26 protein-coding genes and 1 riboswitch are annotated in these 24,963 nt (G+C 72.1%); of the genes, 6 read left to right on the top strand and 20 right to left on the bottom strand.

Features of this window, described 5'->3' with window-relative positions; translation table 11 throughout:
• Positions 1-14: 14 nt before the first annotated feature.
• The 8 genes from pheS to MED15_RS14600 form a co-directional block, all read right to left on the bottom strand.
• Positions 15-1,082: a phenylalanine--tRNA ligase subunit alpha gene (gene pheS / locus MED15_RS14635; protein ID WP_030335722.1), complete on the bottom strand. Its 1,068-nt coding sequence runs from the start codon at positions 1,080-1,082 to the stop codon at positions 15-17.
• A 218-nt stretch (positions 1,083-1,300) separates the two neighbouring features.
• Positions 1,301-2,098, bottom strand: a complete 798-nt coding sequence (locus MED15_RS14630; protein WP_112604916.1) for a TrmH family RNA methyltransferase — start codon at positions 2,096-2,098, stop codon at positions 1,301-1,303.
• An 83-nt stretch (positions 2,099-2,181) separates the two neighbouring features.
• Positions 2,182-2,574, bottom strand: a complete 393-nt coding sequence (rplT, locus tag MED15_RS14625; protein ID WP_030488429.1) for a 50S ribosomal protein L20 — start codon at positions 2,572-2,574, stop codon at positions 2,182-2,184.
• Between the two features lie 32 nt (positions 2,575-2,606).
• Positions 2,607-2,801: a 50S ribosomal protein L35 gene (gene rpmI / locus MED15_RS14620; RefSeq protein ID WP_007458415.1), complete on the bottom strand. Its 195-nt coding sequence runs from the start codon at positions 2,799-2,801 to the stop codon at positions 2,607-2,609.
• A 20-nt stretch (positions 2,802-2,821) separates the two neighbouring features.
• On the bottom strand, positions 2,822-3,472 hold the full coding sequence (gene infC / locus MED15_RS14615; protein WP_091401946.1) for a translation initiation factor IF-3: 651 nt from the start codon (positions 3,470-3,472) through the stop codon (positions 2,822-2,824).
• Positions 3,473-4,008: 536 nt separating this feature from the next.
• On the bottom strand, positions 4,009-4,482 hold the full coding sequence (locus MED15_RS14610; RefSeq protein ID WP_181518664.1) for a PH domain-containing protein: 474 nt from the start codon (positions 4,480-4,482) through the stop codon (positions 4,009-4,011).
• 223 nt (positions 4,483-4,705) lie between these two features.
• Positions 4,706-5,551, bottom strand: coding sequence for an ATP phosphoribosyltransferase (hisG, locus tag MED15_RS14605; RefSeq protein WP_030488425.1), 846 nt, complete (start codon positions 5,549-5,551; stop codon positions 4,706-4,708).
• 50 nt (positions 5,552-5,601) lie between these two features.
• A complete protein-coding gene (locus MED15_RS14600) occupies positions 5,602-5,865 on the bottom strand; it encodes a phosphoribosyl-ATP diphosphatase (protein WP_030335709.1) in 264 nt (87 codons plus the stop codon).
• A gap of 133 nt (positions 5,866-5,998) precedes the next feature.
• Between MED15_RS14600 and MED15_RS14595 the strand changes: the two genes are divergently transcribed.
• Genes MED15_RS14595 through MED15_RS14585 form a run of 3 tightly spaced genes read left to right on the top strand, consistent with a single transcriptional unit; the run spans position 5,999 to position 8,451 of the window.
• A complete protein-coding gene (locus MED15_RS14595; protein WP_112584603.1) occupies positions 5,999-6,862 on the top strand; it encodes an ABC transporter substrate-binding protein in 864 nt (287 codons plus the stop codon).
• A complete protein-coding gene (locus MED15_RS14590) occupies positions 6,859-7,704 on the top strand; it encodes an amino acid ABC transporter permease (RefSeq protein WP_112584602.1) in 846 nt (281 codons plus the stop codon). The genes MED15_RS14595 and MED15_RS14590 overlap by 4 nt, the downstream gene beginning before the upstream one ends.
• 3 nt (positions 7,705-7,707) lie before the next feature.
• The gene (locus tag MED15_RS14585; protein ID WP_112604919.1) at positions 7,708-8,451 is read left to right on the top strand and encodes an amino acid ABC transporter ATP-binding protein; all 744 of its coding nucleotides are present in this window, start codon (positions 7,708-7,710) and stop codon (positions 8,449-8,451) included.
• A 28-nt stretch (positions 8,452-8,479) separates the two neighbouring features.
• Here the strand turns inward: MED15_RS14585 and ribH are convergent, their stop codons facing one another.
• The 7 genes from ribH to rpe all read right to left on the bottom strand — a co-directional run bounded on the left by ribH (position 8,480) and on the right by rpe (position 14,696).
• On the bottom strand, positions 8,480-8,980 hold the full coding sequence (gene ribH / locus MED15_RS14580) for a 6,7-dimethyl-8-ribityllumazine synthase (RefSeq protein WP_091401939.1): 501 nt from the start codon (positions 8,978-8,980) through the stop codon (positions 8,480-8,482).
• A gap of 2 nt (positions 8,981-8,982) precedes the next feature.
• Complete coding sequence (locus MED15_RS14575; RefSeq protein WP_112584600.1) at positions 8,983-10,248, bottom strand: bifunctional 3,4-dihydroxy-2-butanone-4-phosphate synthase/GTP cyclohydrolase II; 1,266 nt, start codon at positions 10,246-10,248, stop codon at positions 8,983-8,985.
• On the bottom strand, positions 10,245-10,934 hold the full coding sequence (pnuC, locus tag MED15_RS14570; protein ID WP_112584599.1) for a nicotinamide riboside transporter PnuC: 690 nt from the start codon (positions 10,932-10,934) through the stop codon (positions 10,245-10,247). Before pnuC ends, MED15_RS14575 begins: the two co-directional genes overlap by 4 nt.
• Positions 10,934-11,578: a riboflavin synthase gene (locus MED15_RS14565; protein WP_112584598.1), complete on the bottom strand. Its 645-nt coding sequence runs from the start codon at positions 11,576-11,578 to the stop codon at positions 10,934-10,936. The genes pnuC and MED15_RS14565 overlap by 1 nt, the downstream gene beginning before the upstream one ends.
• 1 nt (position 11,579) lies before the next feature.
• Positions 11,580-12,641: a bifunctional diaminohydroxyphosphoribosylaminopyrimidine deaminase/5-amino-6-(5-phosphoribosylamino)uracil reductase RibD gene (gene ribD / locus MED15_RS14560; RefSeq protein WP_112584597.1), complete on the bottom strand. Its 1,062-nt coding sequence runs from the start codon at positions 12,639-12,641 to the stop codon at positions 11,580-11,582.
• A 167-nt stretch (positions 12,642-12,808) separates the two neighbouring features.
• A riboswitch (FMN riboswitch) is annotated at positions 12,809-12,979 on the bottom strand.
• A gap of 78 nt (positions 12,980-13,057) precedes the next feature.
• A complete protein-coding gene (locus tag MED15_RS14555; RefSeq protein ID WP_112584596.1) occupies positions 13,058-14,014 on the bottom strand; it encodes a response regulator in 957 nt (318 codons plus the stop codon).
• Position 14,015: 1 nt separating this feature from the next.
• Positions 14,016-14,696, bottom strand: coding sequence for a ribulose-phosphate 3-epimerase (gene rpe, locus MED15_RS14550; RefSeq protein WP_112584595.1), 681 nt, complete (start codon positions 14,694-14,696; stop codon positions 14,016-14,018).
• 254 nt (positions 14,697-14,950) lie between these two features.
• Between rpe and MED15_RS14545 the strand changes: the two genes are divergently transcribed.
• Positions 14,951-15,841: a septum formation family protein gene (locus MED15_RS14545; protein ID WP_112584594.1), complete on the top strand. Its 891-nt coding sequence runs from the start codon at positions 14,951-14,953 to the stop codon at positions 15,839-15,841.
• Between the two features lie 82 nt (positions 15,842-15,923).
• Positions 15,924-16,814: a septum formation family protein gene (locus MED15_RS14540; RefSeq protein WP_112584635.1), complete on the top strand. Its 891-nt coding sequence runs from the start codon at positions 15,924-15,926 to the stop codon at positions 16,812-16,814.
• Between the two features lie 55 nt (positions 16,815-16,869).
• Here the strand turns inward: MED15_RS14540 and MED15_RS14535 are convergent, their stop codons facing one another.
• From MED15_RS14535 to MED15_RS14520, 4 genes are all read right to left on the bottom strand, one after another.
• Positions 16,870-18,348, bottom strand: coding sequence for an RsmB/NOP family class I SAM-dependent RNA methyltransferase (locus tag MED15_RS14535; protein WP_112584593.1), 1,479 nt, complete (start codon positions 18,346-18,348; stop codon positions 16,870-16,872).
• Positions 18,303-19,229: a methionyl-tRNA formyltransferase gene (gene fmt, locus MED15_RS14530; protein ID WP_112584592.1), complete on the bottom strand. Its 927-nt coding sequence runs from the start codon at positions 19,227-19,229 to the stop codon at positions 18,303-18,305. The genes MED15_RS14535 and fmt overlap by 46 nt, the downstream gene beginning before the upstream one ends.
• Before the next feature lie 5 nt (positions 19,230-19,234).
• A complete protein-coding gene (gene def / locus MED15_RS14525; protein WP_112584591.1) occupies positions 19,235-19,792 on the bottom strand; it encodes a peptide deformylase in 558 nt (185 codons plus the stop codon).
• A gap of 85 nt (positions 19,793-19,877) precedes the next feature.
• A complete protein-coding gene (locus MED15_RS14520; protein ID WP_112735912.1) occupies positions 19,878-22,361 on the bottom strand; it encodes an ATP-binding protein in 2,484 nt (827 codons plus the stop codon).
• A 239-nt stretch (positions 22,362-22,600) separates the two neighbouring features.
• Here MED15_RS14520 and MED15_RS14515 point away from each other — a divergent pair, with 239 nt between their 5' ends.
• Positions 22,601-23,881, top strand: a complete 1,281-nt coding sequence (locus tag MED15_RS14515; RefSeq protein WP_112735910.1) for a chymotrypsin family serine protease — start codon at positions 22,601-22,603, stop codon at positions 23,879-23,881.
• 80 nt (positions 23,882-23,961) lie between these two features.
• Here the strand turns inward: MED15_RS14515 and MED15_RS14510 are convergent, their stop codons facing one another.
• Positions 23,962-24,945, bottom strand: coding sequence for an AAA family ATPase (locus MED15_RS14510; protein WP_112604931.1), 984 nt, complete (start codon positions 24,943-24,945; stop codon positions 23,962-23,964).
• Positions 24,946-24,963: the final 18 nt, after the last annotated feature.

Below are 24,963 nucleotides of genomic sequence, written 5' to 3'. Positions count from 1 at the left end.
CGTACCCGCATCGCCTACGCCCCGGTCCCGAGCGCGCGGCTGAACCGCACGTCGCCCTCGAAGAGATGGCGGATGTCGCTGACCCCGTGCCGGACCATCAGGGTCCGGTCGATGCCCATGCCGAAGGCGAATCCGGAGTAGACCTCCGGGTCGACGCCGCAGGCGCGCAGCACCCGGGGGTTGACCATGCCGCAGCCACCCCACTCGACCCACTGCGGGCCGTCACGGTGCTCCGGGAACCACACGTCGAACTCCGCCGACGGCTCAGTGAACGGGAAGTAGTGCGGCCGCCACCGGGTCTTCGCCTCCGGGCCGAACATCGCCCGGGCGAAGTGGTCCAGCGTGCCCCGCAGGTGGGCCATCGTGATGCCCTTGTCGACCACCAGGCCCTCGGCCTGGTGGAACACCGGGCTGTGGGTGGCGTCGATCTCGTCGGTGCGGTAGACGCGGCCCGGCACGATCACGTAGATCGGCGGCTTGCGGCTGAGCATCGTGCGGGTCTGCACCGTCGAGGTGTGCGTACGCAGCACCAGGCCGGAGCCCTCCGGTGCGATGTGGAAGGTGTCCATCAACCCGCGCGCCGGGTGGTCGGCGGGGATGTTCAACGCGTCGAAGTTGACCCACTCCAGGTCAACCTCGGGCCCCTCGGCCACCTCGTAGCCCATCCCGACGAAGAGGTCGCTGATCGACTCCATCAGGGTGCTCAGCGGGTGCCGGGCGCCGCGCGGACGCCGGTCGTAGGGCAGGGTGACGTCCACCCGCTCCTCGACCAGCACTCGCTCGGCCTGCTCGCGCTCCACCACCTCGGCGCGCTCGGCGTACGCGGACTCGATCGCCCGGCGGGCCTCGTTGACCCGCTTGCCGGCGTCGGACTTCGCGGCCGGCGGCAGCGCGCCGATCTCCCGGCGCGCGAGGGAGACCGGTGACCGGTCACCCAGGTGCACCGAGCGCAGCGCGGTCAGCGCGTCCGGGTCGGCCGCGGCCTCGAACGCCTTCGTGGCGTCAGCGACGGCCTCGGCCAGTGCGGCGGGGTCGAGCAGGGCGACCTGCTTCGGGTCGTACGGATCGTTGCGGTAGCTCATGGCGTACGGGCACTCCCTCACGGCGGCGCCAGCCCTCACCGGGGCGGCTAGGCGAGTCTACGGACGCGCGGCTGTGCCGCAGCCCGCCGGTAGGAGTTGCGCAGGGAGCAGGTCAGGCCCGCCGCCCGCCGACACCGGCGGGCTGGCTAAACGAACGCCGTGTCGCGTTCATGGACGGACGCTCTCCCCTGCTGTCAGTGGCGCCGGAGGCAATCACCTCAGCGCTGTGCTCTCGCTGAAGCGTACAGGCAGACCGCGGCGGCGGCAGCCAGGTTGAGGCTCTCCGCGCGCCCGTACAGCGGCACCCGCACCGTGGTGTCGGCGGCGGCTGTCAACTCCTCGGGCAGCCCGTGCGCCTCCGAGCCGAACAGCCAGGCGGTGGGCCCGACGAGCCGACCGTAGTCGGTCAGGTCGTCCAGGTCGCTGTCGCCGTACCCGGTGGTGGCGAAGATCGACAGCCCGGCGGCGCGCAGCGCGTCGACCACCGCGACCGGGTCGGTGGCGCGCACCACGTCGACGTGGAAGAGGCTGCCGGCCGAGGCCCGCACACACTTGCCGTTGTACGGGTCGACGGCGTCTCCGGCGAAGATCACCGCACCCGCACCGGCCGCGTCGGCGGTGCGCAGCACCGTGCCGGCGTTGCCCGGGTCGCGGATCTCGGCGAGCACCGCCACCAGCCGGGGCGCACCCGCGAGGGCCTGCTCCAGTGAGACGTCCACGTGCCGGCAGACGGCCACCAACCCCTGTGGGGCGACGGTCTCGGTCAGCGCCGCGAGGGCGTCGTCGGTCACCTCGGAGACCGGCACGTCGGCGCGGGCCGCCGTGGCGGCCAACTCCGGATACCGGTCGAGCGCGGTGGTCGTACCGAACAGTTCGGTGACCACCTCCGGCCGCGCGAGGGCCTCGCGGACCGCCTGCGGGCCCTCGGCCAGGAAACGGCCGGTGGCGTCGCGGTCCCGGCGGCGTTGCAGGCGGCGGGCGGCGACAACCCTGGGGGTACGCGGGGTGAAAGCCATGATGTGCGCTCCTCCGGCACGATTGAGGCGCCCCCCGGACGGCGGTGCCGACACGGGAGACGCCTCGCTCTGGTGCGTGGGGATCAGGCGGCCTGAGCCGCCGCGCCGCCGGTGCCCTCGGCCGTGACCGCGGCCCGGGCCAGCTCGACGATCGCCGCGAAAGAGGCGGCGTCGTTGACAGCCATGTCGGCCAGGATCTTGCGGTCGACCTCGATGCCGGCCAGACGCAGGCCCTGGATCAGACGGTTGTAGGTCATCCCGTTGGCCCGGGCGCCCGCGTTGATCCGCTGAATCCACAGCTGCCGGAAGTCGCCCTTGCGGTCACGACGGTCCCGGTAGGCGTACTGCATCGAGTGCAGCACCTGCTCCTTGGCCTTGCGGTACAGGCGGGAGCGCTGACCGCGGTAACCACTCGCGGACTCCAGCAGGGTACGACGCTTCTTCTGGGCGTTTACAGCCCGCTTGACGCGTGCCATCTCAACTCCTAATTACGTAAAGGTGGCGCGCGTCAGCGGCCGAGCAGCTTCTTGATGCGCTTGACGTCGGCCTTGGCCAGCACGACCGTGCCGGTCAGCCGGCGGGTCTGGGTGGAGGGCTTCTTCTCCAGGTTGTGGCGGAGGCCGGCCTGCTGGGCAACGATCTTGCCCTTGCCGGTCACCTTGACCCGCTTACCCATCCCCGTGTGGCTCTTCATCTTCGGCATGTGGAACGTCTTCTCCCCTGTTACTCGCCGCTGGTGTCGGCGGCGAGGCCGGTGTCACCGGCTGCTGCGGTCTCGCTGACCGCCGCGGTCTCATCGGCTTCCGGAGTGGCGGACTCGTCCGCTGCCCGGTCCCGAGGTCCGCCGCGAGACGCCGTAGCGGCGACCGCGGAGGCCTTGACGGCCCGATGCGGGGCGAGAACCATGATCATGTTTCGGCCGTCCTGCTTCGGAGCGGCCTCGACGTATCCCAGTTCCGTGATCTCGGATTCGAGCCGGCGCAGGAGCCGGTAACCCAGCTCCGGGCGGCTCTGCTCGCGACCGCGGAACATGATCGTCACCTTGACCTTGTCGCCCGCCTTGAGGAACCGCACCACGTGACCCTTTTTGGTCTCGTAGTCGTGCGGGTCGATCTTCGGCCGAAGCTTCATTTCCTTGATGACGGTCTGCTGCTGATTACGCCGCGCTTCGCGCGCCTTGAGTGCGCTCTCGTACTTGAACTTGCCGAAGTCCATGAGCTTGCACACCGGCGGGCGCGCCATCGGCGCAACCTCGACCAGGTCCAGATCGACGTCCGCGGCCAGCTGAAGAGCGCGCTCCAGCGGGACGATGCCCACCTGCTCACCCTCTGGGCCGACCAGTCGGACCTCACGTGCCCGGATCTGCTCGTTCACGCGTGGTTCGACGCTGATGGGGCCTCCTCGAGTCGTTTCTGCTCAGTCGCCGACCCCTGCGGCTCCCAGGAGGGAACCGACCCGAAAAGCAGAAGGCCCCGGCGCATGCCAGGGCCCGCTCGACCGGTCAGCACGATCACAAGGATCGCGCATCCGGACCCGGGACATGCCCGGAACCGGTGACCGGACCCGGCCACCGTAGCGGCGACTCGGGTGGGAGCAGGCGCTCCGCTTTCAAGGCTGTCTGCTCGCACGCGGAGACAGCCTGGTCGACTCGATAACACTACACCGGCGCCCCGGCGACCCCCAAACCGGGCACGACCTGCGGCCGGGCACGAGCGTGGCCGGCCGTTGCGTCGCGGCCGCCGCGTCGCCCTGTCGCCGCTTCGAGATCCGCGCACTTTCTCTGAAACTGCCGCCTCAGGGTGCCGGGAGGCAGCAGTTTCAGGGAAGTTGTCCAGATCTCGGCGAGGGTGCCGCGGCGGGCCTGGCCGGTGGGCGACGACGCGAGGTCGGCGGTGGGAGGCTTCGTCAGGTCAGCGGCCGACGGCGCGCTCGGCGAGGCGGGCCTGGTGGGCCTCGTGCAGCCGGCGCAGCGCGCGGACCCCGTCGACGGCCGACTCCTTGTCGGCGGCCTGCAACGCGACCATCGGCAGCAGGTCGTCGTCGTGCAGCTCCAGGCTGGCCCACGGCGCGCCCCGGTCGAAACGGACACCCCGGACGACCTCCCAGGGCAGCTCGTAGGAGCTGATGACGTTACGGACCCGGATGCTCCGTGCGTCCGCCTCCACCCGGGGACGGGTGAACAGCAGGAAGCCCAGCGCCCCGAAGATGCCCAGACCGATCATGGCGATCTGGTCGCCGCGCTGGAAGCTGCCGTAGCCATCGCCGGTCGGGCCGCTCAGCGAGGTGGCGACCAGACCGAACACCACCACCAGGGCAGCCGCCGCCGACCAGCAGACCACGCGGATGCGGCGGGGCTTCAGGCGGACCAGTTCGGTTTCACTCACCCCATCAGTCTGCCATCCGCACCCGGTCATCGAACGCACCACCCGCCGAGCCACCACCCCGAGCCCACCAGCCACCAGCCACCTCAAGATCGCGCTCGATCCAGGATCCAGTGGCCTCCGTCGAGATCGAGACCACGACTTCAATGATCGAGCGCGATCTTGCCGGTCCGGGCGGGGCCGTCGGGAGGTCCCACGCGCCGAGGCCGCGCTGCGGACGCGACGGTCAGAGGCGGCAGGCGTGGATGTTGGTGACGAGGATGGCGCGGGCGCCCAGTTCGTACAGCTCGTCCATGATGCGGTGCACGTCGTCGCGGAGCACCATCGCCTGCACCGCCACCCAGCCCTCCCGGTGCAGCGGCGACACGGTGGGCGACTCGATGCCCGGGGTGAGCCCGCTGGCCCGGTCCAGCAGACCGGCCGGCACGTCGTAGGCGAGCATCACGTAGCGGCGGGCCACCAGCACACCGTGCAGGCGACGCAGCAACTGCTCGGCCTGCGGTTGGGCGGGCGCGCCGGCGCGCCGGACGAGCACCGCCGACGAGCGCAGCAGCGGCTCACCGAAGACCACCAGGCCCGCCTGGCGCAGGGTCGCGCCGGTTTCCACCACGTCCGCGATCACGTCGGCGACGCCGAGGCGTACGGCGTTCTCCACCGCGCCGTCGAGGCGGATCACGTCGGCCTTGACGCCCACCTCGCCGAGGTGCCGTTCGACCAGCCCCGGGTACGCGGTGGCGATACGGTGACCGCCCAACTCCTGCACGGAGGCGATGTCGTCGGGGCGGGCGGCGAAGCGGAACGTGGCCCGGCCGAAGGCGAGGTCGACGACCTCCTCGGCCGGCGCGGCCGAGTCGATCAGCAGGTCCCGGCCGGTGATCCCGAGGTCGAGGTCACCGGAGCCGACGTAGGTGGCGATGTCCTTCGGGCGCAGGTAGAAGAATTCGACGTCGTTCGCCTCGTCCCGGCAGACGAGGTCCTTGGGGTCGGTGCGCTGGCGGTAGCCCGCCTCGCGCAGCATCTGGGCGGCCGGTTCGGCCAGGGTGCCCTTGTTGGGAATGGCGACACGCAGCATGACGGAGTGCTCCTTGGGTCCGGTTGGTGATCAACAGGGGTGGGAGGCACTCACAGATGTCGGTAGACGTCCTTGAGCTCGAGACCGCTGGCGAGCATCAACACCTGGACCTGGTAGAGCAGCTGGGAGATCTCCTCGGCGGTGCGCTCCGGCCCCTCGTGCTCGGCGGCCATCCACGACTCGGCCGCCTCCTCGACGACCTTCTTGCCGATGAAGTGCACGCCCTTGTCCAGCGCGGCGACGGTGCCCGAGCCCGGGGTGCCGGCGGCGGCCTTGGCCTGCAGCTCGGCGAACAACTCCTCGAACGTCTTCACGGGGAACGATTCTTCCAGCCACCCGGGTGACGCCCCACGTCCGGGTCCGTCGAAATCCAGCAAGCGGACAATTCCCTACCAACATGGTGGGACAATTGCCGATCGATGCCCATGGAGCTCTACGCTGTCCGCCATGGCCAGCCGCTCACGTCTCCTCGCGCTCACCTTCGCCGGTGCCGTCGTCGTAGCCACCGCCGGATGCGCGCCACAGGACGAGAAACCCACCCCCAATGTCACCGCCGCGCCGTCCTGCGCCAAGGACAGCCTGCCCACGCGTACGCCGGGCAAGCTGACCATCGCCACCGACCAGCCCGCGTACGAGCCGTGGTTCGCCAAGGACAAGCCGGACAGCGGCGAGGGCTTCGAATCCGCCGTCGCGTACGCGGTGGCCGAGAAGCTCGGCTACGCCCGCGGCGACGTCACCTGGACCCGGGTCAAGTTCGACACCGCCATCGCGCCGGGGCCGAAGGACTTCGACTTCGACATCAACCAGTTCTCCATCACCGACGAGCGCAAGCAGGCGGTCGACTTCTCCGCGCCGTACTACCTGGTACGGCAGACCGTCATCGCGTTGAAGTCCTCGAAGATCGCCGGCCGGAAGTCGCTGGCCGAGCTGCGGGACGCTCGGCTCGGCGCGCAGGTCGGCACCACCAGCTACCAGGCGATCACCGACGTGATCAAGCCGGCCGCCAAGCCGCAGGTCTACAACAGCAACGACGATGCCAAGAAGGCCCTCCAGAACGGGCAGCTGGACGGTCTCGTGGTGGATCTTCCGACCGCCTTCTACATCACCGGCGCGGAGATCACCGACGCGACGATCGTCGGGCAGGTGCCGCAGGTCGGTACGCCCGAGGCGTTCGGGTTGCTGCTGGACAAGAACTCCCCACTGACCTCCTGCGTGAGCGCGGCGGTCGGTCAACTCACCACGGCGGGCACACTGAAGGAGCTGGAACAGAAGTGGCTCGCGCAGGTGGCGGGGGCGGCCGAGCTGCGGTGACGCTTCTGGATCATGTGCCCTCGGAGGCGCAGCTGCGCCGGTCGGCGTACCGGCGTCAGCAGACCGTCTACAGCGTGCTCGTCGCGGCGTCCTCGACGGCGGCGCTCGGCACGCTGCTGGTGATCGCGGTGACCGGGGCGCCGGGCTGGGACCGGGTCCGGCGGTCGTTCCTGGATCCGGAGATCGCCCGCGACGCGCTGCCCACGGTGCTGAGCGGGCTCTGGCTCAACGTACGGCTGCTGGTCTGCTGTGCGGTCGGCGCGCTGCTGCTCGGGCTGGTGATCGCCGTGCTGCGGACGCTGCGCGGGCCGGTCTTCTTCCCGGTCCGCGCGCTGGCCGCCGGCTACACGTACACCTTCCGCGGCCTACCGCTGATCATCGTGCTGTACCTGCTCACCCTCGGCGTGCCGGGGCTGCGGTTGCAGGGCATGCCGCCGGTGCTGGTGCTGGGTGGGATCGCGTTGGTCCTCACCTACGGCGGCTACCTCGCCGAGGTGTTCCGGGCCGGCATCGAGTCGGTGCACTCCAGCCAACTCGCCGCGGCCCGCTCGTTGGGCCTGACCTACCGGCAGACGATGCGGCACGTGGTCCTGCCGCAGGCCGTCCGCCGGGTGGCGCCACCCCTGCTCAACGACGTGGTGGCGTTGCAGAAGGACGTCGGGCTGGTCTCGCTGGCCGGGCCGATCGACGCGGTCCGCGCCGCGCAGATCGCCACCGCCCAGACCTTCAACTACACGCCGTACGTCGTGGCGGGGGTGCTCTTCGTGCTGCTCGCGATCCCGCTGATCGCGGTCACCGACTGGGTGACGCTGCGCGCGGCCCGCCGACAGTCGGGAGGCTGACCCATGGCGTTGCTGCGCTGTCGAGGCGTGCGCAAGGAGTTCGGCGGGCACACCGTGCTCGACCAGCTCGACCTGACCGTCGCCGAACATCAGGTGGTGGCGCTGATCGGCGCGTCCGGGTCCGGCAAGTCGACACTGCTGCGCTGCGTCAACCTGCTGGAGGAGTTGGACGACGGCACCATCGAGTTGGACGGGGAGGACATCTCCGATCCCCGGGTGGACCCCGATCGGGTCCGGCGGCGGATCGGCATGGTGTTCCAGGCGTACAACCTCTTTCCGCACCTGAGCGTGTTGGACAACATCACCCTCGCGCCGCGCCGCGTACACCGGCGGGGCCGGGCGGAGGCCGAGGCGCAGGCCCGGGAGCTGCTCGACCGGGTGGGGCTCGGTGCCAAGGCGGACGCCTACCCGGACCGGCTCTCCGGCGGGCAGCAGCAGCGGGTGGCGATCGTCCGGGCGCTGGCCAACTCACCTCGACTGATGCTGCTCGACGAGGTCACCTCCGCGCTCGATCCGGAGCTGGTCGGCGAGGTGCTGGCGATGATCCGCGACCTGAAGGCCGACGGCATGACCATGGTGCTGGCCACCCACGAGATGGGCTTCGCCCGGGAGGTCGCCGACGAGGTGTGCTTCCTCGACGCCGGGCGGGTCATCGAGAGCGGCCCGCCCGAGCAGGTGCTCGGCGAGCCGACCCAGCCCCGTACCCGGCAGTTCCTGCGCCGGATCATCGAGGCCGGCCGTCTCTGAAGGCCCGCCTTCAGAGACGGCCGGGGCGTCAGCCGCCGAAGCCGACCCGCTGGGCGTTGCCCGCCGCCACGGTCCGCACGGCCAGCGCCGCGTCGAGTGCCGCCACGGTGGCGGCCCACCCCTTGTCCTCCGCCGAGCCGGGCAGACCGGCGCGGTCGCGGGCCTGCTCGATGGTCTCCACTGTCAACACGCCGTGCGCCACCGGCTTGCCCTCGTCCAGCGCCACCCGGGTCAGCCCGTCGGTGACCGAACGGCAGACGTAGTCGAAGTGGGCGGTGGACCCACGGACCACCACGCCGAGGGCGACCACCACGTCGCAGCGGCGGGCGAGGGCCTGCGCGACCACCGGCAGTTCGACCGAGCCGGCGACCCGGGCGACCACGGAACGCGCGCCGCACGCCTCGGCGGCGGCCACCGCACGCTCCAGCATGTGATCGGTCAGCTCGCCGTGCCAGCGGGCGGCAACGACCCCGACGGTCAGCCCCGCGGCGTCGACCGCCTCGACTCCCGGCTCACCGAAACCCGCCATCGTCATGCTCCGATCTCGTCGTTGGCGACCGGACGCCCCAGTGGCGCCTCGGACACCTCGTCCAACTCGTCCAGCAGGTGACCCATCCGGTCCCGCTTGGTGCGCAGGTAGCGCATGTTCTCCGGGTGCGCCCCGACCGGCAGCCCCTCGCGGCCGGTGATGGTCAACCCGTACCCCTCCAGCCCGGCCCGCTTGGCCGGGTTGTTGGTCAGCAGCCGCATCGACCGCACGCCCAGGTCGTAGAGGATCTGCGCGCCGGTGCCGTAGTCGCGCGCGTCGGCCGGCAGGCCCAGGTCGAGGTTGGCGTCGACGGTGTCGCGGCCCAGGTCCTGCAACTGGTACGCCTGCAGCTTGTGCAGCAACCCGATGCCGCGCCCCTCGTGCCCACGGACGTAGAGCACCACGCCCCGGCCCTCCTGCCCGACCCGAGCCAGTGCGGCGTCCAGCTGCGGCCCACAGTCGCAGCGCAGCGAGCCGAACACGTCCCCGGTCAGACACTCGGAGTGCACCCGGACCAGCACGTCCTGGCCGTCACCGATGTCACCCAGCACCATCGCGACGTGCTCAGCCGGGTCGTGCTCGGCGCGGTAGCCGAGCGCCCGGAACACCCCGTGCTTCGTCGGCATCCGGGCGTCGGCGACCAGCTCGACCTGCTTCTCGGTACGCCGCCGGTAGGCGATCAGGTCGGCGATGGTGACCAGCGTGAGGCCGTGCTCGGCGGAGAACTTCTCCAGGTCCGGCAGGCGCATCATGGTGCCGTCGTCGTTGACCAGCTCGCAGAGCACACCGGCCGGACGCAGCCCGGCCAGCCGGGTCAGGTCGATCCCCGCCTCGGTGTGCCCCGGTCGGCGCAGCACCCCGCCCTCGCGAGCGCGCAGCGGCACCACGTGCCCGGGGCGGGCCAGGTCGGTCGGATCGGTCGCCGCGCCGGCGAGCAGCCGGCTGGTGTGCGCGCGGTCGGCCGCCGAGATACCGGTGCTGACCCCCTCGCGGGCGTCCACTGTCACCGTGTACGCGGTGCCGCGCCGGTCCTGGTTGGTGTGGTGCATCGGCGGCAGGTCGAGCCGGTCGGCTTCGCTCTCGGTCAGCGCCACGCAGACGTAGCCGGAGGTGTAGCGGACCATGAACGCCATCAGCTCCGGCGTGGCCAACTCGGCCGCGAAGATCAGGTCGCCCTCGTTCTCCCGGTCCGCGTCGTCGACCACGACGACCGGCCGGCCGGCCGCGATGTCCGCGATCGCCTGCTCGATATCCCCAAAGCTGGTCATGCGACAGCCTCCGTGTAGATGGGCGTACGGACGGTCGCCGGTCGGGCGGCGCGGGAGGTGCGCCACCAGGCGGCGAAGCCCCAGACGCAGAGGGCGCCGTAGATCAGGTACATGACGGCCGACGGGTAGAACCCGCCGCGCAGCAGCAGCGGCACGCCGACCGCGTCCACAGCGATCCAGAGCAGCCAGAACTCCACCCAGCCGCGGGCCATGCCGTACGTGGCCAGCAGGCTGCCGGTGAGGATCCAGGCGTCGGGCAGCGGGCCCCAGGAGCCGAGGGCCTTGAGCAGCGGGTACGCCGCGGCGGTGCCGATCACGGCGGCCACCAGCAGCATCAGCCGCTCCCGTCCGGTGGCCCAGCGCGGCACGACCGCGGCCTGCCCGGCGTCGGCGCGACGGTTGCGCTGCCAGCGCCACCAGCCGTAGACGCTGACCGCGAAGAAGAACACCTGCCGGCCGGCCTGCCCGTACAGGTCGTGCTCCTGCGGGGTGGCGAACACCCCGCCGAGGAAGACGGTGAGGAGCAGCGCGTTACCGATCATGCCGACCGGCCACGCCCAGACCAGCCGACGCAACCCGAGCAGCGCCGAGACCAGCCCGAACGCGTTGCCGACGATCTCCCTGGCCAGCACCGGCGAGCCGGCGACGTGCACCTGGGCGTCCAGCAGCCAGCTGAGCGGGCCCATCAGGCCACCCCGCCCGGGTGCGCGGTCGCCCCGCTGGCGTCGGCGTCGGTGAGCCGGTCGCCGAGCAGCCGCTCCACGTACTTGGCCAGCACGTCGACCTCCAGGTTGACCGGGTCGCCGACGCCCTTCGCGCCGAGCGTGGTCAGCTTGAGCGTGGTCGGGATCAGCCCGACGGCGAACTCGTCCGCGCCGACGGCGGCCACTGTCAACGAGACACCGTCGATGGTGATCGAGCCCTTCTCCACCACGTACCGGGACAGTGCGGCGGGCAGTCGGAACCGGACGGTCTCCCACTGCTCGGCCGGCTCCCGGGAGATCAGTTCACCGACGCCGTCGACGTGGCCCTGCACCAGGTGCCCGCCGAGCCGGCTACCGAGCGCGGCGGCCCGCTCCAGGTTGACCGGGTCGCCGGGGCGCAGCGCGCCCAGCGCCGAGCGGCGCAGCGTCTCCCCCATCACGTCGGCGGTGAAGACACCGTCGGCCACCTCCACGACGGTCAGGCAGACACCGTTGACGGCGATCGAGTCGCCGTGTCGGGCGTCGGACGTGACCAGTGGGCCACGTACGCCCAGCAGCGCCGAATCGCCTGCCGTCGGCGCCACCTGGACGATCTCGCCCAATTCCTCGATAATGCCGGTGAACATCTCAGCCCTCCCTTTTGCGGGGCAAAGCGGTGATCCGGAGATCCGGACCGATCTGCGTAACGTCGACGAACTCCAGATCGATGGCCTCGGCGATGGTGGTCACTCCCGCGTCGACCAGAGCGGTCGGGCCGGCGCCGAGCAACCGCGGCGCGACATACCCGACGATCTTGTCGACCAGGCCGGCCTCCAGGAACGCGCCGGCCAGCCGGGGGCCGCCTTCCAGCAGCACCGCGCGGATCCCGCGCTGGTGCAGCGCCGCGAGCAGCGCCGACAGGTCGACCCGGCCGTCCGGGTCGGCGCCGACCTCGTCGGCGGTTGCGATCCACGTCCGTGCGGCGCCGTCGCGAACCCGGGCGTCAGCCGGGGTACGCCCCGAGCTGTCCACCACCACCCGCAGCGGCTGCCGGATGGCCAGGCTGCCGTCGCGCAGGTTGCGGGCGGTCAACCGGGGGTCGTCTGCGAGCACGGTGCCCACCCCGGCGATGACCGCGTCGACAGTGCCGCGCAGCGCGTGCACGTCGATCCGGGCCGCCTCCGAGGTGATCCACATGCTGGTGCCGTCCGCCGCGGCGGAGCGCCCGTCGAGCGTGGCGGCGTACTTCCAGATCACGTACGGCCAGCCCCGGCGCATCGAGGTCAACCACGCGACGTTGCCGGCCTCGGCCTCCTCACCGCGTACCCCCAGGTCGACCCGGACCCCGGCGGCGCGCAAGGTGGCGGCGCCCCCGGAGGCGACCGGGTTCGGGTCGGGCACGGCGATGACCACCCGGCCCACCCCGGCCTGGACGAGCGCGGAACTACAGGGGCCGGTGCGGCCGGTGTGGTCACAGGGTTCCAGAGTGACGACAGCGGTGCCGCCCTTGGCCCGCCGCCCGGCCTGCGCCAGGGCGACGATCTCGGCGTGCGGCCCCCCGGCGTACGCGTGGAAGCCCTCGCCCACGACCTCGCCGTCGGAGTCGAGGAGCACGCACCCGACCACGGGGTTGGGGCTGGTGGTGCCGAGCCCGCGCGCTGCCAACTCGATCGCACGCCGCATCGCCTCATCAACGGAGACGCTGGCCATCGCCCTGCCCCTGCCCTCTCACTCGCCGGTCCGCGCGCGGGCGGTCAGGGAGGCGGTGGCCATGGGGCCACGGGCAGGCGGTGGCGGATTCCGGGAACGGCACAGCCGCCCCGGGAGGGTCGGCACGGCACGCTGAAGCCAGCGGCCGGCTCGGACCCGTCCGTCCCGCGCGCTGTCTCCCATCCGGACTGTCTGGGAGCGGACGAACCGCCCCCAACCGTCGGCCCCGGATTTTCACCAGGTCCACCGGACGGCAGAGCCGTCCGGGTCGCGGGCTGACCACGGTTGGACCGTGGATCACCGCCGGTTCGGAATTTCACCGAGTCCCGCCAGCGCGTGGTGGGTACACGGGAAGTCTTACACGCCGATCCGGCTCCGCCGCCACCTAGGCGAGCTACTTCACAGCGGTATCACGCTCAGGTGACGCCGCGACGCCGGTCCACCGCCACGTACGAGCCCGGTTGACTCTTGGCCACCGTCTTCATCTCCGAGGCCACCGCGATCGCTTCGAGCGGGTCGGTGAACCGCTTGCCGGCGTCGGAGAGGGACACCCCGATGGAGAGCGTGACCAGGGCCGCCCGCCGGATGTTGCCGCGTCGATCCTTCAACTCGACGAAGCCGCGCTCCCGGTCGGTCTGGTCGTAGAGCGTGTCGGCGGCGTTCTCGAAGTCGACGACCGCCCGGGACGTCAGTGGGCGCACCTGGTCCGGGGCGCAGACGATGACGAAGTCGTCGCCGCCGACGTGGCCGAGGAAGGCCGGTGGCAGCCCGACGCCCACCACCGCCCGGTGCAGGCTGCGGGCGAGCGCGGAGATGAAGTCGTCGCCGCGCACGAAGCCGTACCGGTCGTTGACGCTCTTGAACCGGTCGATGTCGACGTAGCCGACGGCGTAGTCCACGCCGTTTCGGACCCGATCGCTGATCTCCCGGCGGATCCGGCTGTTACCGGGCAGCCCGGTCAGCGGGGAGACCTCCCGGAACTCCTTGTTGCGGCGCAGCGTGGACGAGACCCGGGCCACCAGCTCGGCGGTGTCGAACGGCTTGACCAGGTAGTCGTCCGCGCCGGCGCTGAGCCCGTGCACCTTGTCGACGGTCATCCCCTTGGCGGTCAGCATGATCACCGGAAGGGCGGACGTCATCGGGTCGGCGCGCAACCGGCGGGTCAGCTCCAGCCCGTCGATCCGGGGCATCATGAGGTCGACCACCGCCAGGTCCGGCCGCTGGCGCTCGATGATCTCCAGTGCCTCCTGGCCGTCGCTGGCGTGGACCACCTCGAAGCCGTGCAGCCGCAGGTTGAACTCGACGAACCGGGCGATGTCCTCGTCGTCGTCCACGACGAGAATGATGTCCTTGCGGTCGGCCTCGGGCTCCACCTCAGGCCCCGGGCGCCGCGCGTTCCGCCAGTGCCCGCAGGTGCCGAACCGCCTCCGCCGGGTCGGAGGCCCCGTACACGGCGGTGCCGGCCACGAACGCGTCGGCGCCGGCCGCGGCCGCCTGCTCGATGGTGTCGGCGGCGATCCCGCCGTCCACCTCGATGCGCAGCTCCAGGTGCCCCGCCGACACGTGCCGCCGGGCCGTCCGCACCTTCTCCAGCAGCTGCGGAATGAACCGCTGCCCACCGAAGCCCGCCTTGATCGTCATGATCAGCAGGGTGTCGAAGCTGGGCAGCAGGTCCAGATAGGGCTCGATCGGGGTGTCCCGGTCGATGGCCAGGCCCGCCTTCGCACCGGCCGAACGCAGGTCCTTGGCCAGCGCCACCGGGTCGTCGGACGCCTCGGCGTGGAAGGTGACGTTGTACGCCCCGGCATCGGCGTACCCGGGGGCCCACCGGCGCGGGTCCTCGATCATCAGGTGCACGTCGAAGGGCATCGCAGTGACAGCCCGCAGGCTCTGCACCACGGGCAGCCCAATGGTCAGGTTCGGCACGAAGTGGTTGTCCATCACGTCGACGTGCAACCAGTCCGCGGCGTCCTCGACGGCACGGACCTCTTCGGCGAGGCGGGCGAAATCGGCGGCCAGGATGCTCGGCGCGACGATCGGCGGCGGTACGGTCACGGGGCCAGTGTACGAACGTGGCCACCCGCCACCCGCATCGCGGCACCTCTGGGGACACGCTGTGATCCAGCAGTGACCATTGGTGCAGAGTTGGACGCTCCGGACCCCTGAATCCGGACGAACAGACATCAGCCACTGGCCGATCGACGGAAACGCGACGACACTCCAACCGGGACGGTGCCGTAGGCTGCACGCCCGCCGGGGTCTCGCCGCGGGGCGCGGCGACCGGCCGCCAGCTCCCGGGAGGGCGGACGATGCGACGGTGGCTTCCAGCGCTGGTGCTGGCCAGCGTCACGACGATGCTGCTGGCCGGCTGCACGCCGGCACGGGGCGCGGACGGCGATCTCACCGACGACTGGCCGACGCTGCGGGTTCCGAAGCCGTTCACCCCCGCCACCGACACCTGCCTGCCACGGATCGCCACGGTCGTGCAGGCCAGCACGTACGAGACGGTGGACTGCGCGCGCAACCACCTGGCCGAGGCCATCCACGTCGGCACCTTCGTCGGGCCCGACGCGCTGACCGAGGCCCGACCGGCACCCGGATCGTCGGCGCTGCGCACGGCTCGCGCCGAGTGCGACCAGCGGGCCCGGGAGGTGCTCGGCGGCGACTGGCACACGGCCCGACTCGCGCTGTCCCTCGCGTTGCCGTCCGCGCCCGCCTGGGCCGGCGGCGCCCGCTGGTTCCGCTGCGACCTCAGCGAGACCGGCAGCATCGACAACACCCGCCCGGTGAACCGCACCGGCAGCCTGCGCGGCGCGTTGATCGGCGACACGCCCCTGACGCACCGCTGCTTCGACCCCAAACTGATCGGCGACAACCTCAACTACATGGCGCCGGTGCTCTGCACCGAGCCGCACCGCGCCGAGTTCGTGGGCGTCTACGAGGAGCGGGACATGAGCTGGGCGGAGTTCGCCAAGTCCGCCGAGCAGGCGCACCGGCGCTGCATGGCGCTGATCGCCAAGTTCGCGGCGGTACCCAACAACAGCGAGCTGCCGTACCGGGCCGGGTCCATCTACTACCCACCGTCGCAGCGGGAGTGGGAGGAGGGCGACCGTGGAGTGCGCTGCTTCCTGTGGAGCGACGACCGCAAACTCACCCGCTCGATGCGCGGCGCCGGTCCCGAGGGACTGCCCGCGATCTGAGCATCGTTGCCGTATGCTGCTGCGCCGTGGCGCTATCGACCGGCTGGGTCCGGTCGGGGGCCAGCAGCGGCGGGAGGTCGGGATGCGACGGTGGCTGGCGGCGTTCGCCGGAGGTGGGGCGCTGGCCCTGGCACTGGCCGGGTGCGGCGCACCCGCCGGAATCGACAGTGACCTCATCGACGACTGGCCGGCGCCCGTCGCGGCGCAGCAGTTCGTCCCCGCCGCCGACGTCTGCCACCAGAGCTCCCAGCAGGTCGGCTTCCTGACCGGCTACAACCCGACGGCGTGCACCGAGGCGCACCGGGTGGAGACCATGCACGTCGGCACCCTCACCGGCCCGGGCGCCGGCGGCGGCACGCCCCCGCAGCCCGGCTCGGCCGGCATGCGGGCCGCGCAGACCGGGTGCGACACGGCGGTCAACAAGGCGGTGGGGGCCGACTGGCGTTCCGGGCGGCTCGGCCTGACCGTCGTGCTGCCCTCGCCGCAGGCCTGGTCGGGCGGAGCCCGCTGGTACCGCTGCGACGTCACCGAGATCGCCAGCATCGACGACACAGCTGTCGACCTGCGCACCGGCAGCCTCCGGGGCGCGCTGTCCGGAGCGGCTCCGCTGGCGTACCGCTGCTTCAACCCGAAGATGGTCAAGGACGACATCGACGAGATGGTCCCGGTCTCCTGCACCGCCAAGCACCACGCCGAGTTCGTCGGCGTCTGGCAGGCGCCGGACACCAGCTACGCCGAGTTCACCCGCAGCACCAAGCGGACCCACCGGGCCTGCCAGACGATGATCGCCAAGTACGCCAAGGTCCCGGACAACTCCCAGCTCGACTTCCGCGCCGGCACGATCTACTACCAGCCGTACGAGGAGGAGTGGCGCAACGGGAACCGGGGCGTGCAGTGCTTCCTCTGGATCTCCGACCGGAACCTGACCCGCTCGATGAAGAACGCCGGCACCAAGGGCCTCCCGGTCACCTGAGCGTGCGCGCACGACGTCCGGCCGGTCGGTCGACCGGCCGGACGTGTGGAGCGGATCAGCCTCGGCGCAGGACGGCGAGGAACATCGCGTCGGTGCCGTGGCGGTGTGGCCAGAGCTGCACTGTCGGCCCGTCACCGAGACCGGGCATGCCGGCCGGCAGCAGCGGGCGGGCGTCCACGAAGTCCACCGCAACCCCGCTACGGCGGGCCGCCTCGGTCACCGTCACGTGCGTCTCGACGGTGTGCGGCGAACAGGTGACATAGGCGACCAGGCCACCCGGGCGGACCGCCCGCAGCGCCGCGCCGAGCAGTTCCCGTTGCAGCCGGGTCAGCGGCGGCAGGTCCGACGGTTGGCGACGCCAGCGCGACTCCGGCCGACGACGCAGCGACCCCAGCCCGGTACACGGTGCGTCGACCAGCACCCGGTCAAAGTGTTGCTCCGGCAGTTTCGGGTCGCCGCCGACCTCACGGCCGTCCATGGTCAGCACGGTCACCGGCAGGTCCCGGGTCGCCAGGGAGACCAGCCGGGCCCGGTGCTCGGCCACCTCCACCGCGGTCACCCGGGCACCCCGCTGCGCGGCCAGCGCGCCGAGCAACCCGGCCTTGCCACCCGGGCCGGCGCACAGGTCCAGCCAACGCCCGTCCGGGCCGTCCAACGGCGCGTCGGCGAGCGCGGTGGCCACCAACTGGGAGCCCTCGTCCTGGACGTGGGCCCGGCCGTCGACGACCGCAGGGATGTCGCCCGGCGACCCGCCGGGGAGATAGACGGCGTACGGCGAGAAGGCACCGGGCGCACCGCCGACCTGGTCGGCCAGCTCGACCGGGTCAATCAGGCCGGGCCGGGCGCACAGGTGCACCGGAGGGCGCTCATTGTCCTCGATGAGGAGGCGCTCCGTCTCACCCAGATCACCGCCGAGCGCCTCGGAGAAGGCCCGCACGATCCACTGCGGGTGGCTGTACGCCAACGCGAGGTGCCCGACCGGGTCCGTCTCCATCGGTGGGGCGAGCTTCGCCACCCAGGCGTCCGCGTCACGGCTGGACACCTCGCGCAGCACCGCGTTGGCGAAGCCGGTAGCGCCCGGTGCGACCGAACGGACCAAGTCCACAGTCGACGAGACCGCGGCGTGCGCCGGCACCCGGGTGTGCAGCAGTTGGTACGCCCCGAGCCGCAGCGCGTCGCGTACCGGCGGGTCGATCCGGGCCACGTCCCGGCCGGCCGCGTCGGTCAGGATCGCGTCCAACGTGCCCAGGTGGCGCAGGGTGCCGTAGGTCAGCTCGGTGGCGAAAGCCGCGTCCCGACCGAACAGCCCCTCCTCCCGCAGAATGATGGGCAGCACCAGGTTGGCGAACGCGTCGTCCCGGTGCACCGCCGCCACCGCCTCGTACGCGGCGCGGCGCGGCCGGTCCAGCGGTGGTCGGACCGGGCGGCGATCCCCGCCACGGCCGGTCGACGGGCCGGAGCGCGTCGGTCGGGTTCCCTCCGGTGCCGTCACGCGAAGTCCTCTCCTGTGCCGACCCGGACGCCGCGCGCCCAGTCGGTCGCGTCCATCGCCCGCTTGCCCGCGGCGCGGACCTCGCCGAGACGTACCGGCACGGTCGCCGTGCCGGCCAGCACCCGGGACTTCTCCACCAGCAACTCCCCCGGCTTCAGCTCGGGGCCGTCGGGCACCGGGACGACCGGGCCGAGCTTCACCCGCTCGTCGCGGAACGTGGTCCAGCCGCCCGGCGCGGGCGTGCAGGCCCGGATCCGCCGGTCCACGGCGAAGGCCGGGTCACCCCAGCGCACCCGCGCGTCGTCCACTGTCAGTTTCGGCGCCAGCGACACCCCGTCGGCCGGCTGCGGCTCGGCGCGGGCGGTGCCGTCGGCGATCGCGTCGAGCACCGCCACCAGCAGCCCGGCGCCGGAATCGGCGAGCCGCCCCAGCAGGTCGCCGGAGGTGTCGGTGGGGCGGATCTCGTCGGTCAGCGTGCCGTAGACCGGGCCGGTGTCCAGACCCTCCTCCAGTTGGAAGACGCTGGCCCCGGTCAGCTCGTCGCCGTGCAGCACGGCGTGCTGCACGGGCGCGGCGCCACGCCACGCGGGCAGCAGGGAGAAGTGCAGGTTGATCCAGCCGTGCCGGGGGATCTCCAGGGCCGCCGGCGGCACCAGCGCGCCGTAGGCGACCACCGGCACGCAGGCCGGCTCCAGCTCGCGTAGCCGGTCGAGGAACTCCGGCTCGCGGGGGCGGGCGGGCGTGAGCACCTCGACGCCGTGCTCGTCTGCCCACGCCCCGACCGGCGACCGGGCCAGGCCACGCCCACGCCCGGCGGGCGCGTCGGGCCGGGTGACCACGGCCACCAGCTCGTGTCGGGAGGCGGCGACGGCGGCCAGGGCGGGAACGGCGACGGCCGGCGTACCGGCGAAGATCACGCGCATCCGGGTCAGCGCCCCAGACCGAAGGGGTCGCTGATGTGCGGGCTGAGCTTGACAGTGGGCGGGGCCGACGCGTCGTACCACTCGGCCTGGCGGATCGCCTTCATGGCTTCCTTGCGCCCCTCCGGGTCAAGCCGGTCCAGGAAGAGCACCCCGTCGAGGTGGTCGGTCTCGTGCTGCACGCAGCGCGCCATCAGGCCGGTGCCGACGATCTGCATCGGGTCGCCGAACGAGCTGAAGCCCTTGGCGACGACGTTCTGCCGACGCTTGGTGTCGAAGTAGAGCCCGGGGATCGACAGACAGCCCTCCGGGCCGTCCTGCTCCTCCTCGTCGGGGAACTCCAGCACCGGGTTGATCAGGTGCCCGAGGACGTCGTCGACGTCGAAGGTGAACACCCGCAGGCTCACACCGAGCTGCGGCGCGGCCAGGCCGGCGCCGTTCTGCTCACGCATCGTGTCGGTGAGGTCGGCGACGAGCCGACGTAGCTCGGCGTCGAAGTCGACCACCGGATCGGCCGGCGTGCGCAGCACCGGATCCCCAAACAGACGGATGGGCTGGACGGTCACGCGGGACGGCTCCTTCTTTGGATGGACGAGCGGTGCCGTACCAGTCTACGGAGTGCCCGGCCGGGCATCGGGCGGCGCACCTCGCTCAACCACCGCCGGTGTGCCCAGCGTCACCGGCCGGCTCCCCGGCCAACAGCTCCCGCACCCGCTCGGCGTCCGGGTGACCGAGATCGTCGAGGATGCCCAGGGCCCGCCGCCAGGTACGCGCGGCGCCGGCCGCGTCCCCCACCGCCTGCCGGCTCCCGCCGAGCCGGGACAGGGTGTCCGCCTCGTCGTAGCGGTCGCTGACCCGCCGGTACAGCCCGATGGCCCGCTGGAAACAGCGGATCGCCGCCCGGTGGTCAGCGAGGCGGGCGTGGATGAAGCCGAGGCTGTCCCAGGTGTTCGCCTCGCCGTGCCGGTCGCCTGTCGTCCGCAGCAGCGCCAACGCCTCCCGGCAGTGCCCGAGCGCCGGCTCGTACCGGCCGAGCTGGGCGTACGCCCACCCCACCGCGTTGCGGGCGCTGGCCTCCCCGGCGACGTGCCCGGCGGCCCGGTACAGCGCCAGGGCCCGCTCGCTCTGCTCCAGGGACTCGGCGTGCCGGCCGAGCCCGTCGAGCATCGCGCCGAACGCCCGGTGGGTGCGCGCCTGCCCGGTGTGGTCAGCCAACTCCGCGAAGATCACCAGGGCCTGCCGGTAGTTCCTCGCCGCCTCGTTCACCCGACCCAGCCGGGACAGCACCCGGGCGAGGTCGCGGTGGGCGTTCGCCTGCCCGGGTCGGTCGCCGGCCCGCTGCGCCCCGGCCAGGGCGTTCCGCTGGGCCACGGCCAGGTCCGGCCACCGCCCCCGGCGTTGCAGGAAGTCCACCAGTGTCCAGGCCAGCTGCCACGCATGACCGTCGAACCCGGCCCGCCTCGCGTGGGCGACCGCCGCCAGCAGCACCGGATACTCGACGCTGAACCAGGCGAGTGCCTGACCGAGGTCGGTGATCTCCTCGGGCAGCACACCCGGCGCGGCGGCAGTGAGGGTGACCGGGTCCCGACCCGGTTGCAGCAGCAGCGCCGCCGCGTGGGCGGTGTGCAGGTAGTGGTCCAGCCCACGCCGGATCGCGGCCCGCCGGGCCTGCTCCGGTTCGAGACGTTCGACCTGCTCGGCCGCGTACGCCCGGAGCAGGTCGTGCGCGCCGAACCGGCCGGGGGCGTGCTCGGTGACGAGGTGCGCGTGGGCCAGCTCGGTCAGCAGTCGGGGCACCTGGGCCCGGGGCAGCCCGGCCAGACTGGCCGCCGCGGCGAACCCGATGTCCGGTCCGGGATGGCAGCCGAAGAGCCGGAACAGGCGGGCCGCCGCCGGGGTCAGGCTCCGGTACGACCAGGAGAAGACGGCCTGCACGTCGGTGCCGGCGTCCCCTCCGTCGAACGAGTCGAGTGGTCGCGGCGCCGCCCGCAGCTCGGCCGCGAGGGTGGCCAGCGGGAACGTCGGCTTCTCCGCACCTCTCGCGGCGAGCACGGCCAGCGCCAGCGGCAGCCGTGCACACCGCTCGATGATCTCGTCCACCGCCTGCGGCTCGGCCGCCAACCGGTCCGTGCCGAGCCGCCGGGCCAACAGTTGCCAGGCTTCGGCGGTGCTGAGCAGGTCGACGCCGATCGGCCGGGCACCTTCGGCGGCGATCAGCCCGGCGAGCCGGTTGCGGCTGGTTACCAAAACCAGGCAGTTCGGGCTGCCGACCAGCAGGGGGCGGATCTGGTCGGCGTCGCGGGCGTTGTCCAGCAGCACCAGCATCCGGCGACCGGCGAGCAGGCTGCGGTAGAGGCCCACCTGCGCGGGCAGGTGAGTGGGGATGCGTTCGGGCGGTACCTCGAGGGCCTCCAGGAAGCCTCGGACCGCCTCGACGGCCGTCACCACCGTTCCGGTGGCGTCGAACCCGCGCAGGTCGACGTAGAGCTGGCCGTCCGGGAAGCGATCGGCGACCCGGTGCGCGAAGGTGACCGCCAGGGTCGTCTTGCCGACCCCGGCCGTACCGGACAGGGTCATGACGGTGACCGACGCCATGCCGTCGTTCTCGGGCGCCATGGCGCGAGCGCATTCGGCATCGAGCTGGGCGAGTTGGGTCGCACGCCCGACGAACCCGGGCAGCGCCGGGGGCAGTTGGCGGGGTATCGGGAACCGGGGGGACGTGGTGCCGGCGCGCGGGCCGACGACCCTGGCCCGCGCGACCGCCCGTCCGGTGGTCGCGTGTTCCCGGTTCGGGCGTCGGCGTCGCTCCTCGACCCGGTCCCGCGCGGTGGCCAGCACCCCCTGCTCGGCGGGGGTGGCCCCGAGCAGCCGGATGAGAGCGTCGAACCGCTCTGGCGGCGGCAGAACGTTGCCGGCGAAGTACTCCCCGATGATCCCGCGTGACCAGCCGGTCTTCGCGGCCAACTGCCGGTACGTCAGCAGGGTCTCGCCCTGCTGCCGGGCCTCGCGGCGGCGCAACTGGCGCAGCAACCCGGCCAACTCGGGCAGTGTCTGCGCCTCGGCGCCGGCGCGGGCCAGCTCGGCTGACCCATGTGACGTCTGATGAGTGCCGGAAGGTATCCACTGCTCGGACATGCGACCCCCACCCCGGTCATCCGGCCCCCCGGATGCGCACGGGCAGGGTAATTCCGGCCCCACGCCATTCGATAGACGGCTGCCAATGTATGACAGTTCCACTGCGGACCGTCTCCCCGTCCAGCGGTGTCCAGCGGTGTCCAGTCCCGTCCAGGATCCGCCCCGTGGCGTCGATGCCCCTGCCACCGTCCTGGTGCGGGCTCGGCCCGCTCCACGATCCCTGGGGGAAGAGGTACCCGATGATCCGTCCACACCCGACCACCCGGCGTCCCGTGGCGATGCTGCGTCGCGTCGCCGTCGCCGCGATCGGTCTCACGCTGCTCGCCGCGGGCGTGACCGCCACCCCGGCCACCGCCGCACCGGGCGGCAAGGCCGCCACCACCGGATCCTTCGTCGACAGCACACCGGTCCCCGGCGGCTTCGCCTCCTGGTCGGAGTTGCTCCGGTTGCAACAGCGCATGAACACCGCCGCCGCCCGGATCACGAACGCGGCACAGCGCAGCGCGAACTCCGGCTTCGCCGGTATCGTCGCCGACCCCACCACCCGCCAGCTCCAGGTCTACTGGAAGGGTGAGCCGCCCGCCAACCTGGTGGCCACCGCCCGGGCCACCGTCGCCACCCAGGTGCTGCCCGCCGCGTACTCACAGCGGGAGCTCATCGTCGCGGCCGACCGGCTGCGGGCGACAGTCGGCAACAAGATCACCACGGTCGGGCCGCGCGCCGACGGCGCCGGCCTGCTCGTCGGCACCCAGGACGGGCTGCTCGGCGCGACGGCTCTCGCCGGCGTACCGGTGACAGTGCAGACCGGGGTCGCCGCCGCGCCCGCCACCAGGTGGGACGACACGGCCCCGTGGTGGGGTGGCGCCGCGTGGCGCAACACCGCCACCGGCGGTGGTTGCTCGACCGGCTTCGGGGTCTTCCAGGGCGGGGTGGCGCGGATGCTCTCCGCCGCGCACTGCGCCAACCTCAACGTCCTCGCGACCGACCCGACCGGGCAGACGATCGGCATCGTCGGCACCCGCAACGCCGGCACCGACACCCTGCTCCTCGCGGGCAGCTCGGGCGGCCGGGTCTTCAACAACAGCACCAATGCCGCCGGCGCGGTGCTCAGTGAGTTCAGCAACCAGGTGATCGGCGCCTCGGCCAGCCAGGTCGGCAACTTCGTGTGCACCTCCGGCGCGTACTCCGGCACCCGGTGCTCGATCCAGGTGAAGGCCCGCAACCTCTGCATCAACGTCCGCGACTTCGGCACTGTCTGCGGTCAGGTACAGGCCGAGAACACCACGCGTACCAACGCCGTCGGTCAGGGTGACAGCGGCGGCCCCGTGGAGATCGTGAACGCGGCGAACAACCTCCAGGTCTGGGCGACCGGCACCAACACCGCCATCGACGACACCAACACCTCAGTGCCCTGCACCGGCTACGTGACCACTAACCGGGTCTGCGCCTGGCGGATGTACTACGAGGACATCTTCTCCGGCATGGCCGGAGTGGGCGCCTCAGGCGTCATCCTCGGCTGAGCCGTCTCGGCGACCGCCGTACGACTCGGTGGCCGGGCCGGCGCGCGTACCCCGCGCGTCGGCCCGGCCTCACGCCGGGTTCAGACGCTGGCGCCCGGGTCGCCCGCGAGCACCGCGTCGCCGCGGAGCAGCGCGGGCTCGGGCAGCGGCAGTTGGATCTTGTGAGCCGCCTCCCAGTCGTAGACCAGGCCGGGGCGCACCTGGGCGGCGAAGTAGTCGATCGCTGTCATCCCACCCACTACCGGCTCGTCGACCTCGGCGACCAGCTGGGCGGGGACCAGGGAGAACCCGTTCTGCAGGGCGGCGCTGAGGCGGCGGTGGCCGTCGACGACGAAGAAGTACTCGCCGGTGAACCCGATCTTCAGCGGTTCGAGGGCCTCGTCGCCGGCCTCGGCCACCCCACCGACGAAGTCGGTGTCCCACAGGCCGCGCAGGGTGGCGATGTCCTCGGTCGGGTAGACCCGGGCCGGGTCCAGCAGCAGCAGCGGCGGCGCGTCGCGCAGCACCTCGGCGCCGAGCGTTCCCTCGTACGCGGCCACGATGTGCTCGATCACCTCCGTGGCGGACGCCCGGGTCGTGTCACAGATCAGGTCATAGTTGCGCAGCCGGGCCTTGTCCACCCCGTAGCGGATGATGAACCGGCTGCGCTCGCTCGCGCTGCGCTCCCGGAGCTTGGCCTTGGCCTCGTCCAGGGAGGCGTAGCTCTCCGCCGGCCCGGAGGGGCGGGCGAGCACCCGGCGGGCCGCCTCGCCCGGCTCGGTGATCATGTGCACCTTGAGCGCGTCGGTGAAGAAGTGCCAGGCCAGCCGGGAGTCCATGATGAGGCGCTCACCCGAGGCGGCGATGTCCCGCTGGAGCTGGTCGACGTAGCCGTCGACGGCCTGGTCGAGCTCGGCGTGCAGGTTGAGTTGCAGCGCGGTCATCTGCCGCTGCTGCGCCATCTCCCGGTACAGGTCCCCCACGCTGACCCGGCGCATGCCGAGCCGTTTGGCGATCTCGACCGACACGGTGCTCTTGCCGCTGCCGAGGTCGCCGTTGAAGACGATCGATTGTCCAACGGTCACGACTGGTCCACCCCTGAT

The organism is Micromonospora noduli (genome assembly GCF_003264475.1).
Taxonomy (GTDB): domain Bacteria; phylum Actinomycetota; class Actinomycetes; order Mycobacteriales; family Micromonosporaceae; genus Micromonospora; species Micromonospora noduli.
This window is presented reverse-complemented; position numbering and strand designations above follow the sequence as displayed.

What these genes read in the sequence shown, in the direction of transcription:
- ribD (WP_112584597.1), bottom strand. Translation starts at nt 12,641, where the DNA reads ATGGCCAGCGTCTCCGTTGATGAGGCGATGCGGCGTGCGATCGAGTTG.
- fmt (WP_112584592.1), bottom strand. Translation starts at nt 19,229, where the DNA reads ATGCGCGTGATCTTCGCCGGTACGCCGGCCGTCGCCGTTCCCGCCCTG.
- MED15_RS14540 (WP_112584635.1), top strand. Translation starts at nt 15,924, where the DNA reads ATGCGACGGTGGCTGGCGGCGTTCGCCGGAGGTGGGGCGCTGGCCCTG.
- MED15_RS14545 (WP_112584594.1), top strand. Translation starts at nt 14,951, where the DNA reads ATGCGACGGTGGCTTCCAGCGCTGGTGCTGGCCAGCGTCACGACGATG.
- MED15_RS14520 (WP_112735912.1), bottom strand. Translation starts at nt 22,361, where the DNA reads ATGTCCGAGCAGTGGATACCTTCCGGCACTCATCAGACGTCACATGGG.
- MED15_RS14575 (WP_112584600.1), bottom strand. Translation starts at nt 10,248, where the DNA reads ATGACCAGCTTTGGGGATATCGAGCAGGCGATCGCGGACATCGCGGCC.
- ribH (WP_091401939.1), bottom strand. Translation starts at nt 8,980, where the DNA reads ATGGCGGGTTTCGGTGAGCCGGGAGTCGAGGCGGTCGACGCCGCGGGG.
- MED15_RS14585 (WP_112604919.1), top strand. Translation starts at nt 7,708, where the DNA reads ATGGCGTTGCTGCGCTGTCGAGGCGTGCGCAAGGAGTTCGGCGGGCAC.
- MED15_RS14515 (WP_112735910.1), top strand. Translation starts at nt 22,601, where the DNA reads ATGATCCGTCCACACCCGACCACCCGGCGTCCCGTGGCGATGCTGCGT.
- pheS (WP_030335722.1), bottom strand. Translation starts at nt 1,082, where the DNA reads ATGAGCTACCGCAACGATCCGTACGACCCGAAGCAGGTCGCCCTGCTC.
- MED15_RS14595 (WP_112584603.1), top strand. Translation starts at nt 5,999, where the DNA reads ATGGCCAGCCGCTCACGTCTCCTCGCGCTCACCTTCGCCGGTGCCGTC.
- pnuC (WP_112584599.1), bottom strand. Translation starts at nt 10,934, where the DNA reads ATGGGCCCGCTCAGCTGGCTGCTGGACGCCCAGGTGCACGTCGCCGGC.
- rpmI (WP_007458415.1), bottom strand. Translation starts at nt 2,801, where the DNA reads ATGCCGAAGATGAAGAGCCACACGGGGATGGGTAAGCGGGTCAAGGTG.
- MED15_RS14630 (WP_112604916.1), bottom strand. Translation starts at nt 2,098, where the DNA reads ATGGCTTTCACCCCGCGTACCCCCAGGGTTGTCGCCGCCCGCCGCCTG.
- rplT (WP_030488429.1), bottom strand. Translation starts at nt 2,574, where the DNA reads ATGGCACGCGTCAAGCGGGCTGTAAACGCCCAGAAGAAGCGTCGTACC.
- MED15_RS14565 (WP_112584598.1), bottom strand. Translation starts at nt 11,578, where the DNA reads ATGTTCACCGGCATTATCGAGGAATTGGGCGAGATCGTCCAGGTGGCG.
- hisG (WP_030488425.1), bottom strand. Translation starts at nt 5,551, where the DNA reads ATGCTGCGTGTCGCCATTCCCAACAAGGGCACCCTGGCCGAACCGGCC.